The following is a 13,879-nucleotide window of genomic DNA, read 5'->3' as shown; positions in this document are numbered from 1 at the left end:
GCAAAATTTTCTCTTCTCTTCCATTTCCTTAGCAGAGTGGCACTAAAGGCGGCACCTTTGCAAGGAGGTGCCTATCGTTGGGGTGTGGAAGAGCTATCCTGATATTGAATGTATGATTAAAAAGTAATCAATTTGCGACAAATATAGGCTCTCTTGCACAAAGCGCTCTGCCGCGTGTTTAATCACCGCGAAATCCGTCTTACGAAACAGGTGCGCGATGTTGGAATTGCTAAACCCCGATGAAATGGCAGCCGCGGACCGCTGGACCATGGATAACGGGGTGCGTGACGGCTTTTCGCTGATGCTGGCGGCGGGGCGGGCGGTGGCGGAAGTCGCACAACGCATGTTCGCCGACAAAGGGCCGGTCGCGGTTTTATGCGGACCGGGCAATAATGGCGGTGACGGTTATGTCGCAGCGCAATATCTTCTGGAAGCGGGTTTCGAGGTCGTGTGCTTCAGCGTCGCGCCGCCGCGAAAAGGCAGCGACGCGCTTCGTGCCTCGCTGTTTCACAAGGGCGAGGTGCGCAGCATCAACGAATTTTCGCCCGCCAGTTTTTCCGGTGTCATCGATGCCATTTACGGTGCAGGACTGACGCGTGAGGTTCATGGGGCCGAAGCCGTGGCCATCGACGCGATCAACGCATCAGACATTCCGGTTATCGCCGTCGATCTGCCAAGCGGCGTGTCGGGCGCCAGCGGGCAACTCCTGGGCGCGGCGGCCAAAGCGCGGGCAACCGTCACATTTTTCCGCAAGAAACCCGGCCATTTGCTGCAGCCGGGCAGGGCGTTATGCGGCGTTCTGCATGTGGCGGATATCGGCATTCCAGACCGTGTGCTGGACACGATCCGCCCGCAGGCGCACGAAAATGCTCCCGCTTTATGGGTGGATAGCTTGCCTGCCTTGAACGTCAATGCGCATAAATATAGCCGCGGACATGTCGCCGTCTTTTCTGGTGGCATGCACGCGACGGGCGCAGCGCGGCTGTCGGCACTGGCTGCGGCCAGAAGCGGCGCGGGAGCCGTAACGCTGTTGTCGCCACCGGATGCCGTGCCAATCAATGCGGCGCATGTCACCAGCATCATGGTGCGCGAAACCCGCAGTGCCAGCGATGTACGGGAGTTCATCGCAGATCGAAAAGTCGCGGCGGCTGTGCTCGGCCCCGGTTACGGAAACGCAGCATTCGCACGCCAGCATGCCCTGATGCTGGGCGGGCGCTCGGCCTCGGCATTTCCGGCGCTCAATGGGCTGGTGCTTGATGCGGATGGCATAACGGCATTCGAAAAGAATCCGCGAGAATTGTTTGAGGCGCGAAAAGGCGCGGCGACAGCGCTTGTTTTGACGCCGCATGAGGGAGAATTCCGTCGGCTCTTCCCGGATGTGGCCAAGGATGATGCGTCAAAGCTCGATAAGGCCCGTAAGGCGGCTACCCTTGCCAATGCGGTGGTGATCTATAAGGGGCCGGATACGGTCATCGCCGCCCCGGATGGTCGCGCCGCGATCAATGCAAATGGAACGCCGTTTTTGGCGACCGCCGGTTCCGGCGATGTTCTGGCAGGCATTGTGGCCGGTCTGTTGGCGCAGAGAATGTCGCCCTTCGAGGCAGCCTGTGCGGCAGTCTGGGTTCATGCCGATGCGGGACGGCGCTTCGGTCACGGATTGATCGCTGAAGACTTGCCCGAGCTGCTGCCCGCCGTCTGGTCGGCCTTGGCGGTTGCAGCAAGGAGCTAAGGATCATCGGTGACGGGAACCGCCTCTGCCGGTGCCGACATCGATGATGATATCGCCCGAGACAGAGACATCGGTATTGCCGACCCGAAAATTCTTCCAACTGCCTGCTGGCGTTCCATCCGGCTCCGGGGCGGGCGGCGGAGCCGAGACGAGCGGCTTTTGCGGTTCAACGCCCGGAAGGCCGGGCGCGGATTTTTCCTGAGCGAAAGCGCCTGATGCCATAGCGGTTGAAAAAGCCAGCGTAACAAACTGAGAAACTGTATTTTTCACCGTTCTCGATCCTTTCAGACGGGGTCTGCAACCGCGTCGATCAGCTGTTCAGCCATTTCGAGGGTGAATTCGTCATAATGCGAAATCACCCGGCTCGGTTCGTAATGCTGGACCGGAAGGTCAGTATAACCGAAATCGACGGCTACCACAGGAATGCCCGCAGCCTTGGCCGTGTCGATATCCGTGCGGCTGTCGCCGACCATCAGAGCGCGATCACGATTGCCGCCAGCGCGCGCAATGGTGTCGGTCAGATGGCGCGGGTCCGGCTTGCGCCAGGCGAAAGTGTCCGCGCCGCAGATGGCGGCAAAGCGCGCGGCTTCGCCCATTGACGTCAACAGCTTGACCGAAAGAGATTCGAACTTGTTCGTGCAGACAGCCAGTTCGAAGCCATGCGCCTGAAAGCGGTCGAGCGCTTCCAGTACCCCGGGGAAGAACACGGAATGTCCGGGCATGTTGTCCGCATAATGCTCGCGAAACTCTTCCACCAACTGGTCGAGGCGCGTGTCATCGATCTGCGTCTGCTGCGCCGCGAAAGCGCGTTCGATCATGGTGCGTCCGCCCTGACCGACAAACCGGCGCAACGCTGCCCGATCGGCGGCCTTGAGACCGGAAATGGACAGGCAGTGATTGAGGCTGTCGAGAAGGTCCGGCGCGGTATCGACGAGTGTGCCGTCGAGATCGAAAACGATGATGGGCTTGGCACTGGCAACGGACATAATGTCTCTTTCGGATAGATGAGGTCAGGCATACGTAACCGATAGCGTGCAACGGCTCAAGGGCAGGTAGTCCGGTCGCGCAGATGTGAAATTCTGCGTCATATTTAAATAGATGCTTTGTTGTCATGCCTGCGCATGCTAGACGCGAACCGAATTGGGACGAGAATCCGCCGGTTCAACCCGGAGGATATGCTAGGATTTCTTTCATGGACGAAGCACGCAAGCTGAAGATCGCCGCCGCAGCCGAGGCGCTGACGCATGTCAAGGATGGTATGCGTCTTGGCATCGGCACGGGCTCCACGGCAGAAGAATTCGTGCGTCTGCTGGCCGAAAAAGTGCAGGGCGGCTTCAAGATCGTCGGCGTGCCGACCTCTGAACGCACCGCCAGCCTGTGTCAGGAACTGGGCGTTCCGCTGACGACGCTGGAAGAAACTCCGCATCTCGATCTGACCATTGACGGCGCGGACGAAGTCGATTCCGAACTGTCGCTCATCAAGGGCGGCGGCGGCGCGCTGTTGCGCGAAAAGATCGTGGCCGCAGCCTCGGACGCCATGATCGTCATTGCCGACCAATCGAAAGTTGTGGAAACCCTGGGTCGTTTTCCGCTGCCCATCGAGGTCAACCGCTTCGGTCTTGGCGCCACGATGCGCGCAATCGAGGCGGCAGCCGCGAAATGCGGCCTTGCAGGCCCGCTGAACCTGCGCTTAAAAGATGGTTCGCCTTTTGTAACGGATGGTGGACACTACATCGTCGATGCATCTTTTGGCCGCATTCCCGAGCCAAAGACACTATCTGACGCTCTCTTCGCCATTCCCGGCGTCGTCGAGCATGGACTTTTCATCGGGCTGGCGCGTGCGGCAGTAATTGCAGGCACCGACGGCATCCGAACCCTGAACCGGTCTTGAACTGCCAGTGCTATTACTGGTGTTGAACTGATTGAACGGAGTATTGAGCATATGATCCCGGCAACTGGCTTTCGTCGTCTGATTGCACCGCTTTCCGTATTCGCCCTGATGGCCGGCGTTCATGCGGCTTCGGCGCAGGAAATCACTGATGCCCATCTGCAGGCTGCCCGCGAAGCGATCTCCGCGATCCACGCGACCGAGCAGTTCGACGAGATTCTGCCGAACGCAGCCCGCGCGCTCAAGGGCGAGCTGATCCAGAAGGATCCCAATCTCGAAGGTCTGATCACCAAGACCGTCGATGAAAAGGCTCTGGCTCTCGCTGCCCGCCGTTCGGACCTCGAAACCGAATCCGCACGCGCTTACGCAAAGGCGTTTTCGGAAGAGGAACTGAAGGCGATCTCGACCTTCTACACCTCGCCAGCTGGCAAGAAGCTTCTGTCGGAAGGCCCGATTGTGACCCGTGAAGTCGTGAAGGCCGCCAATGTCTGGCAAAATGGTGTTGCCCGTGACCTCGCTCGCGATGTTGCAGAAGTTCTGGCCGCTCAGGCCGGTGCGGCAGCTGGCCAGCAGACGCAGCAGCCTGCACAGCAGTAAATCACGGCTCAGATCAAATAATTTGAAAGCCCGGCGACTTGGCCGGGCTTTTTCTTTTGCCTACATATCATCGTCAGTAATGCTGAAGGAGATTCCCCATGACCGGATATGACTACGACCTCTTTGTTATCGGTGGCGGTTCCGGTGGTGTGCGCGCAGGCCGACTGGCGGGCGCCATGGGGAAGAAGGTCGGTTTGGCCGAGGAATATCGCATGGGCGGAACCTGCGTCATTCGCGGCTGTGTACCGAAAAAGCTGTTTGTCTATGCCTCACAGTTTCCCGAACATTTCGAGGACGCTGTCGGTTACGGCTGGACGGTGGGCGAAAGCAGCTTCGACTGGAAGAAGCTGATCGCTGCCAAGGACAAGGAAATCGACCGTCTGGAAGGGCTCTACCGCAAGGGGCTTGAAAATTCGAAGGTCGAGATTTTTGCAAGCCGCGCGGTGCTCGTCGATGAACATACGGTCGAGCTTAAGGCTGATGGACGACGCGTTACTGCTGAACATATTCTGATCGCCACCGGCGGACGTCCGAACCCGCACGCGGCTCTGCCCGGCCATGAGCTTTGCATCAGCTCGAACGAGGCTTTTCATCTGGATGAATTGCCAAAGGCAATTGTCATCGCTGGCGGTGGCTATATCGCGGTCGAATTCGCCAATATCTTCCATGGTCTCGGCGTGGAAACCACACTTGTCTATCGCGGCAAGGAAGTCCTGAACGGTTTCGACGGCGATGTTCGCCATTTGCTGCATGAAACCATGGAAGCCAAGGGTATTCGCATCATTTGTGAGGCGGTTTTCGAGAAGGTTACGAAGCAGGCAAACGGCCTGTTGTCGATTGCCCTGTCGAATGGCGAGACGCTCGAAGCCGGACAGGCGATGCTGGCGCTTGGCCGCATGCCCAACACGGAAGGACTCGGCCTTGAAACCGCTGGCGTGAAGTTGGACAAGCTCGGCGCCGTGGAAGTGGATGACTATTCGCGCACCAGCACCGCCAATATCTGGGCGGTCGGCGATGTCACCAACCGCGTGCAGCTGACGCCGGTGGCCATTCACGAGGCAATGTGCTTCCTTGAAACAGTTTTCAAGGACAATCCGACCAAGCCCGATCATGAATTGATCGCAACGGCTGTCTTTTCCCAGCCCGAAATTGGCACTGTCGGTTTGACCGAGGAAGAGGCAGCGAAGAAATATCCGGAAGTCGAAGTCTATCGCGCCTTGTTCCGTCCGATGAAGAACACGCTTTCGGGCCGCAACGAAAAGATGCTGATGAAGATCGTCGTCGATGCCAAAAGCCGCCGCGTCCTGGGCACCCATATTATGGGACCGGATGCCGGTGAAATGGCGCAGCTTCTGGGGATTTCGCTGAAGGCTGGCGCGACCAAGGATGATTTCGACCGCACCATGGCCGTGCATCCGACCGCCGCCGAAGAACTGGTCACGATGTACAAGCCAAGTTATCGCGTCGTAAATGGCGAAAAGGTCGAAGGCTGACCCTTTCGCCGCAGGCGAATATCATTAACGATTATTGCTGGTATAAAACCCGCGCGTGCATTATATCAGCGCGACCCACGCACGCCGGGATTAGACATGTGGCTGGCATCTTCTTCAGGTGCAGACTGCATGATTGGAATTCCGGCTTTCGTGTAAGGAGGATATAATCCGAGGATTATCGAGCGGATAACGCAAAACAGGTGCTCTAATGACGAAGAACTGGACCCCGCATTCCTGGAGAAACAAACCGATCAAGCAAGTGCCGTTTTATCCGGACGCACAGGCTCTGACCGACGTTGAGGCCCGTCTTCGCACCTATCCGCCTTTGGTTTTTGCAGGCGAGGCGCGCAAGCTCAAGCAGCAGCTGGCCGCTGTGGCGGAAGGCAAGGCATTTCTGCTTCAGGGCGGCGATTGCGCCGAAAGCTTCGCTGAACATGGCGCGGACAATATTCGCGACTTCTTCCGCGTGTTCCTGCAAATGGCCGTCGTTCTCACCTTCGGTGCTTCCAAGCCGGTGGTGAAGGTTGGTCGTATTGCCGGTCAGTTCGCCAAGCCGCGTTCGACGGACATGGAAACGAAGGATGGCGTCGAGCTGCCATCCTACCGTGGCGACATCATCAACGGCATCGATTTCGACGCAGCCTCGCGCACGCCCGATCCGCAGCGCCAGGACATGGCTTACCGCCAGTCCGCAGCAACGCTGAACCTGCTGCGCGCTTTTGCGCAGGGCGGCTATGCCAATCTGGAAAACGTGCACCAGTGGATGCTCGGCTTCGTCGGCAAGAGCCCACAGGCGGAACGTTACACGGCTCTGGCGCAGCGCATTTCGGAAACGATGCACTTCATGCGCGCTATCGGCATCACGTCTGACAGCAACCATTCGCTGCGCGAGACTGACTTCTACACGAGCCATGAAGCGCTGCTACTCGGCTATGAAGAAGCGCTCACCCGCGTCGATTCCACGTCGGGCGACTGGTATGGCACGTCTGGTCACATGATCTGGATCGGTGATCGCACGCGTCAGGCCGACCATGCGCATATTGAATATTGCCGCGGTATCAAGAACCCGCTCGGTCTCAAGTGTGGCCCGTCCTTGCAGCCGGATGACCTCATTCGTCTGATCGACCTGCTCAACCCGGAAAACGAAGCTGGCCGTCTGACGCTTATTGCGCGCTTCGGCTACGACAAGGTGGGCGATCACCTGCCGCAGCTCATCCGCGCTGTCGAAAAGGAAGGCCGCAAGGTCGTCTGGTCCTGCGATCCGATGCATGGCAATACGATCACCGCTGGCGGCTACAAGACGCGTCCGTTCGACCGCATTCTCAAGGAAGTGGAATCCTTCTTCGCGATCCATCGCGCCGAAGGCACGCATCCGGGCGGTATCCATGTCGAAATGACCGGCAAGAACGTCACGGAATGCACGGGCGGCGCCCGCGCCATCTCCGCAGACGATCTTCAGGATCGCTACCACACGCATTGCGATCCGCGCCTTAACGCCGATCAGGCATTGGAACTGGCGTTCCTGCTGGCCGAACTCCTCAAGAAGGAGCGCGATGCGGGCACTGAAAAGCAGGTCGCAAGCGCCTGAAAGGCTCTTGGATTGCAATCATTTGGGCAGGGCGGAGGTTTCGATCTCCGCCCTGTTGCTTTTGAAGCAGAGTTGTCTAAAGCATTCTCCGGCAAAGCGCGAAATCGTGTCCATGGCTTCTGGGGGTATTTATGCAGCGCATTTTTCTGGCTTTTCTGAACTCGATGCGCGCGCTGAAATATCTCGCGGGCAATGAAAAAGCCGTGCAACAGGAACTGGTATTGTTTCTGGTCTCCTTGCCTGTCGCTTTCTTCCTTGCGCCCACATGGCTGGCCTTCCTGCTGATGACCGGCTCGATCCTGTTTCTGATGATGGTCGAAATTCTGAATACCGGCATAGAGGCGACATGCGATGCGGTGTCCCGCGATTTTCATAAGGAAATCCAGATTGCCAAGGACTGTGGTTCATTGGCCGTGCTGATCGCGATTATATTTGTTGTGGCCACATGGGGCTATATAATCATATCGTCTTTCTATTATTAAAATAAATATATTTGAATTTGAAATAGATAAAATAGCAAAAGTTCTTTCATAATTGCGGTTTTAGAAATTTCTATAATTGATATCTTCTTTCGGGTTGATTCCAGGAGATATAAATGACGAGAATAATTTATCTTTTTTTGTTTTTGGTGTTTCTAATATCGGCTGGGCTTTATTTTATTGATGCCAATGCTGCGGATACTGCACCGTCGCAGCCGAATGCACATCATTGCGATAGTTATGAAAACCTGGCGGATTATACCCGTTGTATCCTCATATCCCCGAAATAGGACGTAAACTAATTCGGGTCTTGGCAAGGCAGTTTGCCGTTGACTTGTTCAGATCGGTTGAACAATTCAGGGTTCTCTCATCGATAATTGAGACGAACGGCGCGGGGAGGCGTGCCGGTCATTGCATCCCCTCCACTCCCACGCTAAATCTTGCGCTGAAATAGTGTTGGTGAGAATCTCATTATGCTTCGTATTGCAGTCGCGCAGCTCAATCCCGTCATGGGCGATATTGCCGGAAATCTGGCCAAGGCCCGCGCGGCTCGCGTGCAGGCTGCCGACATGAAGGCCGATCTGATCCTGTTCACAGAGCTGTTCATTGCCGGTTATCCTCCTGAGGATCTGGTGCTGAAGCCATCTTTTGTCGAAGCCTGCGAGAAGGCCGTCCGAGACCTTGCAGCCGATACGGCGGATGGTGGGCCGGGCGTTATCATCGGAACCCCTCTGCGCCGCGAGAGCGGCTTGCATAATTCGGTCATGGTGCTGGATGGCGGCGAAGTGATTGCTGAGCGGTTCAAGGTCGATCTGCCGAATTACGGCGAATTCGATGAAAAGCGCGTATTCGAGCCGGGTCCGCTGCCGGGACCAGTCAATTTCCGTGGTGTGCGAATCGGTATTCCGATCTGCGAGGATATCTGGGGCGATCTCGGCGTTTCCGAAACGCTTGCCGAAAGCGGTGCAGAATTCCTTCTCGTGCCGAATGGTTCACCCTATCACCGCGCCAAGATGGACCGCCGGTATCAGGTCGTTCTAAAGCAGGTGATGCTGTCCGAACTGCCGATGCTTTACGCCAATCAGGTTGGCGGTCAGGATGAACTGATTTTCGACGGCGCATCGTTTGCTTTCAATCCCGGCAACAAGTTCCCGTGCCTGCAAATGCCGCAATTTTCGGAGCAGATCGCCATGACGATCTGGCATCGCGACGGAGACACCTGGCGTTGCGAGGAGGGCGAGAAAGCTCTACTTCCGGAAGAACTGGAGGCGGATTATTCCGCCTGCGTGCTGGGCCTGCGCGACTATGTGAACAAGAACGGTTTCAAGGATGTCGTTCTGGGTCTCTCCGGCGGTATCGACTCGGCAATCTGCGCTGCGATGGGCGTGGATGCACTGGGGCCGGAGCGTGTGCGCTGCATCATGCTGCCGTATCGCTACACGTCAGGTGAATCCCTGCAAGATGCAGCCGACTGCGCCAAGGCGCTTGGCGTACGTTACGATATCGTGCCCATTGCCGAGCCGGTTGAGGGCTTCATGAGCGCGCTTCAGCCACTATTTGCCGGTACGGACAGCGGTGTCACTGAAGAAAACCTGCAAAGCCGCGCGCGCGGCACCATCCTGATGGCCGTTTCGAACAAGTTCGGCTCCATGGTCGTCACGACTGGCAACAAGTCGGAAATGTCTGTCGGTTACGCCACGCTCTACGGCGACATGAATGGCGGCTTCAATCCGATCAAAGACGTGTACAAGATGCAGGTCTATGCGATGTCGGAATGGCGCAACAGCCATGTTCCGCAAGGCTCGCTCGGACCGGCAGGCGAGGTGATCCCGAACAACATCATCTCCAAGGCGCCGTCCGCCGAACTGCGTGAAAACCAGACCGATCAGGACAGCTTGCCGCCCTACCCGGTGCTCGACGATATTCTGGAATGTCTGGTCGAAAACGAAATGAGCAATGCCGATATTGTAGCGCGCGGCCATCCGGTTGAGACCGTGCAGCGTATCGAACATTTGCTTTATCTCGCTGAATACAAACGCAGACAATCGGCCCCCGGTGTTAAGATTACCAGGAAGAATTTTGGACGCGATCGCCGTTATCCCATAACGAACCGCTTCCGCGACCGCTGAAAGATAATAGAATGACTGTTACTGTTCGTTTTGCCCCATCGCCGACGGGCTATATTCACATCGGCAACACGCGCACTGCGCTCTCGAACTGGCTTTATGCCCAAAAGAATGGCGGCAAGTTCATCCTGCGCTATGACGACACGGATGTTGAACGCTCGCGTGAAGAATATGCTGAGGCCATCGCCGTTGATCTGGACTGGCTTGGCGTAAAGCCGGACCGCGTCGAATATCAGTCGAAACGCTTCGATGTTTATGCTCGCGCCGTGGAAAAGCTGAAGGAAGCAGGGCTGCTTTATGCCTGCTATGAAACGGCTGACGAGCTGGAACGCCGCCGCAAGCTGCGTCTCGCACGCCGCCTGCCACCGGTTTATGGCCGCGAGGCGCTGAAAATCACCGATGCGGAAAAGGCCGCTTTCGAGGCCGAAGGCCGCAAGCCGCATTGGCGCTTTCTGCTGCCGAATTTCGAAAGCGATCCGTTCACAACGCAGCGCACCGAAGTTCACTGGGATGATCTGGTGCGTGGCCCCCAGGTGGTCGATCTGGCGTCCATGTCGGACCCGGTGCTGGTGCGTGAAGACGGCACCTATCTCTATACGCTGCCTTCGGTCGTGGACGACATCGATCTCGGCGTCAGCCATATTATCCGTGGCGACGACCATGTGACGAATACCGGCGTGCAGATCGCAATCTTCCGGGCGCTCGGCGCAGAACCGCCGGTCTTCGGACACCATAATCTGCTGACCACCACGACGGGCGAAGGGCTGTCCAAGCGCACGGGCGCGCTTTCGGTTGGGTCGCTGCGCGAAAACGGCTATGAGCCGATGGCGGTTGCTTCGCTGGCTATCCTGATCGGCACGTCGGAAAATGTCGCCGCTGCACCGACCATGGATGCGCTGGCGGAACGTTTTGATCTGGCCTCCATCTCAAAATCGTCGGCCAAGTTTGATCCGGCGGAACTGGACACGCTCAATCGCGCATTGCTGCATGAAATGTCTTTTGCCGACGCCAAGCCTCGTCTCACAGCGCTTGGTGTCGAAGGCGGCAAGGCTGAACCATTCTGGCTCGCTGTGCGTGGCAATCTGGATCGCTTCGGCGATGTGCAGCATTGGTGGCAGATCGTGACTGGCGATTTGCCGGAAGCGCCGGAACTGTCCGATGAGGATCGCGACTTTATTCGTATCGCGTTCAATTCGTTGCCAGCAGCTCCTTGGAACCACCAGACATGGAAAGCCTGGACTGACGCGGTCAAGTCGGAAACGGGACGTAAGGGCAAGGGTCTCTTCATGCCGTTGCGTCTGGCGCTGACGGGGCAATCTCACGGACCCGAACTGGCCGACCTTCTTGTGCTGATGGGGCCGGACAAGGTTCAGAGCCGAAAGCCCTGACAGTTTTACTGATTACAAACAAAAACAGCCGACACAGTTGATACTGTGCCGGCTGATTCTTTTTGCGGATAGGCTTACTTGCGAATCTTTGCCTTGCGGACCGGTGCTTCGCCAGCGCGCTGCAGTGCTTCCACGACCGACAGAGCGGTCATGTTGACGACGCCGCGCGACGTGACCGAAGGGGTCAGAATATGTGCCGGGCGGGCGGCACCGAGCAGGATCGGGCCGACGTGCAGCGCATCGGTGACCGTCTTGACCACGTTGAGCGTGATATTGGCGGCATCAAGATTCGGGAAAACCAGAAGATTGGCTTCTCCCTTGAGGCGCGAATTCGGGAACACGCGGTCACGCAGCGCCTGAGACAGCGCCGAGTCGCCATGCATTTCGCCGTCGGATTCGAGGTCGGGGGCCTTTTCTGCGAGGATGGCCGCTGCCTGACGCATCTTTTCCGCGCTGGCGCTTTCCTTCGATCCGAAATTCGAATGCGAAACCAGAGCAGCCTTCGGGACAATGCCAAAGCGGTCTATTTCCTTGGCCGCGAGAATTGCCATTTCAGCAATTTCATTCGCGTTCGGATCGACATTGACATAGGTGTCGGTCAGGAACAGCGCGCCGCGCTGCGAAATAAGCAGGCTGAGCGCGGAGTAATCGCGGATACCCGGCACAATGCCGATGATCTGGCGCACAACGCGCAGATGGCGCTCGAAACGACCTTCGAGACCGCAGATCATTGCATCCGCTTCGTCGCGCATCACGGCGAGCGCCGCAATGGCGGTCGAATTGGTGCGCACGATGGTGCGGGCCGCTTCCGGCGTTACGCCCTGACGCCCCGTATAGGACAGGTACAGATCGACATAGTCGCGGTAACGCGGATCGTCTTCAGGATTGATCAGTTCGAAATCGACGCCCTGACGGATTTTCAGGCCATAACGGCGCAGGCGCGTTTCGACAACCTGCGGACGACCGACAAGGATCGGCGCGGCGATGCGTTCTTCGATCACCACCTGCGCGGCACGCAGCACGCGCTCATCTTCACCATCGGCATAGATGACGCGCTTGGGTTTGTCCTGCGAACGGGCGGCGGCGAAAACCGGCTTCATGATGAGGCCGGAGCGGAACACGAAGCGGTTCAGCCTGTCGAGATAGGCTTCCATGTCCTCGATGGGGCGCGTTGCGACACCGGTTTCCATCGCAGCCTTGGCCACAGCCGGGGCGATGCGCAGGATCAGGCGCTGATCGAAAGGCGAGGGAATGATGTAATCCGGGCCAAAGGTCGGCGTATCGCCGGAATAAGCCTTGGCGGCGACATCGGAAGGTTCTTCGCGGGCGAGCGAGGCGATGGCGCGCACGGCGGCGAGCTTCATCTCTTCATTGATCGCGGTTGCGCCGACATCGAGAGCGCCACGGAAGATATAGGGGAAGCAAAGAACGTTGTTGACCTGATTCGGATAGTCGGACCGTCCGGTGCAGATCATGGCGTCGGCACGCGCAGCACGCGCTTCTTCCGGCATGATTTCCGGCTTTGGATTGGCGAGAGCCATGATCAGCGGCTTTTCAGCCATCTGATTGAGCAGTTCCGGCTTCAAGACGCCCGCAGCCGAAAGGCCGAGGAACACATCCGCCCCGCCGATGACATCGGCCAGCGTGCGCGCATCGGTCTTCTGGGCATAGATTTCTTTCCAGCGGTCCATCAGCGTGTTGCGGCCTTCATAGACCACACCTTCCAGATCGCAGACCCAGATGTTTTCACGCTTGGCGCCGAGATTGACGAGAAGATTGAGGCAGGCGAGAGCCGCGGCACCGGCACCCGAGGTGACGATCTTGGCGTCTGCAATCTGCTTGCCTGCAAGTTCCAGACCGTTCAACACGGCGGCGGCCACGATGATCGCCGTCCCATGCTGGTCGTCATGGAAAACCGGAATATTCATCTTGGCACGAAGCTGTTCTTCAACTTCGAAACATTCCGGTGCCTTGATGTCTTCCAGATTGATGCCGCCAAATGTCGGCTCCAGAGCGGAAACCACGTCGACAACGCGGTTGATTTCCAGCGCGTCGATTTCGATGTCGAAAACGTCGATATCGGCGAACTTCTTGAACAGGACGGCCTTGCCTTCCATGACCGGCTTCGATGCGAGCGCGCCGATATTGCCAAGACCGAGAACAGCCGTGCCGTTCGAAACCACCGCCACCAAATTGCCTCGCGCCGTATATTCGGCAGCGGTGGCAGGGTCTTCCTGAATGGCGAGGCAGGGCGCTGCCACACCTGGCGAATAAGCGAGCGCAAGGTCACGCTGGTTTCCGAGCGGCTTGGTTGCCTGGATTTCCAGCTTTCCGGGCTTCGGATATCGATGGAAAAACAGGGCTGCTTCATCGAAATCCGAACGCGTCGGCGTGGAAGGAGTTTTCTTGGTCATAGTCGCATCGCTTTCCATTTTTCCGCACCGCCGGGATGATCAGCGGCGCGTGGAGGGTGCAATCACATGCACACCGAGCCTTTAAACACGTGGGTCGGGCACTTTGGGTTTTAGCTCAAACTCTGACGTCCCATTAGGCCCGTTTTGGAGAATGAGTTTATCTGTAATGTAATGGCC

11 protein-coding genes are annotated in these 13,879 nt (G+C 57.6%); 8 read left to right on the top strand and 3 right to left on the bottom strand.

Annotated elements, in window-relative coordinates:
* Positions 1–217 precede the first annotated feature (217 nt).
* The gene (locus WIX40_RS09090) at positions 218–1,729 is read left to right on the top strand and encodes an NAD(P)H-hydrate dehydratase (RefSeq protein ID WP_124915983.1); all 1,512 of its coding nucleotides are present in this window, start codon (positions 218–220) and stop codon (positions 1,727–1,729) included.
* 3 nt (positions 1,730–1,732) lie between these two features.
* On the opposite strand, the gene WIX40_RS09085 is transcribed toward WIX40_RS09090, so the two are convergent.
* Positions 1,733–1,951 (bottom strand): hypothetical protein, encoded by a 219-nt coding sequence (locus tag WIX40_RS09085; RefSeq protein ID WP_109370217.1) that lies wholly within the window; start codon positions 1,949–1,951, stop codon positions 1,733–1,735.
* 62 nt (positions 1,952–2,013) lie between these two features.
* A complete protein-coding gene (locus tag WIX40_RS09080) occupies positions 2,014–2,715 on the bottom strand; it encodes an HAD family hydrolase (RefSeq protein ID WP_109368914.1) in 702 nt (233 codons plus the stop codon).
* Positions 2,716–2,921: 206 nt separating this feature from the next.
* On the opposite strand from WIX40_RS09080, the gene rpiA reads away from it, so the two are divergent.
* The 7 genes from rpiA (at position 2,922) to gltX (ending at position 11,288) form a co-directional block, all read left to right on the top strand.
* Complete coding sequence (gene rpiA / locus WIX40_RS09075) at positions 2,922–3,620, top strand: ribose-5-phosphate isomerase RpiA (RefSeq protein WP_109368915.1); 699 nt, start codon at positions 2,922–2,924, stop codon at positions 3,618–3,620.
* Between the two features lie 51 nt (positions 3,621–3,671).
* Entirely contained in the window at positions 3,672–4,214 is a 543-nt protein-coding gene (locus tag WIX40_RS09070) for a DUF2059 domain-containing protein (protein WP_109368916.1), read from the top strand.
* Between the two features lie 98 nt (positions 4,215–4,312).
* Positions 4,313–5,707 carry a glutathione-disulfide reductase gene (gor, locus tag WIX40_RS09065; RefSeq protein ID WP_109368917.1) on the top strand — a complete coding sequence of 465 codons (1,395 nt, stop codon included), beginning with the start codon at positions 4,313–4,315 and terminating at the stop codon, positions 5,705–5,707.
* A gap of 208 nt (positions 5,708–5,915) precedes the next feature.
* Complete coding sequence (locus tag WIX40_RS09060) at positions 5,916–7,295, top strand: class II 3-deoxy-7-phosphoheptulonate synthase (RefSeq protein ID WP_109368918.1); 1,380 nt, start codon at positions 5,916–5,918, stop codon at positions 7,293–7,295.
* A gap of 131 nt (positions 7,296–7,426) precedes the next feature.
* On the top strand, positions 7,427–7,777 hold the full coding sequence (locus tag WIX40_RS09055) for a diacylglycerol kinase (protein ID WP_109368919.1): 351 nt from the start codon (positions 7,427–7,429) through the stop codon (positions 7,775–7,777).
* A gap of 470 nt (positions 7,778–8,247) precedes the next feature.
* The gene (locus WIX40_RS09050) at positions 8,248–9,903 is read left to right on the top strand and encodes an NAD+ synthase (RefSeq protein ID WP_109368920.1); all 1,656 of its coding nucleotides are present in this window, start codon (positions 8,248–8,250) and stop codon (positions 9,901–9,903) included.
* 11 nt (positions 9,904–9,914) lie between these two features.
* Positions 9,915–11,288 carry a glutamate--tRNA ligase gene (gene gltX / locus WIX40_RS09045; RefSeq protein WP_109368921.1) on the top strand — a complete coding sequence of 458 codons (1,374 nt, stop codon included), beginning with the start codon at positions 9,915–9,917 and terminating at the stop codon, positions 11,286–11,288.
* A gap of 74 nt (positions 11,289–11,362) precedes the next feature.
* Here the strand turns inward: gltX and WIX40_RS09040 are convergent, their stop codons facing one another.
* The gene (locus WIX40_RS09040; RefSeq protein WP_109370218.1) at positions 11,363–13,702 is read right to left on the bottom strand and encodes an NADP-dependent malic enzyme; all 2,340 of its coding nucleotides are present in this window, start codon (positions 13,700–13,702) and stop codon (positions 11,363–11,365) included.
* Positions 13,703–13,879: the final 177 nt, after the last annotated feature.

It is taken from the genome of Ochrobactrum teleogrylli (assembly GCF_037482325.1).
Classification (GTDB): domain Bacteria; phylum Pseudomonadota; class Alphaproteobacteria; order Rhizobiales; family Rhizobiaceae; genus Brucella; species Brucella teleogrylli.
This window is presented reverse-complemented; position numbering and strand designations above follow the sequence as displayed.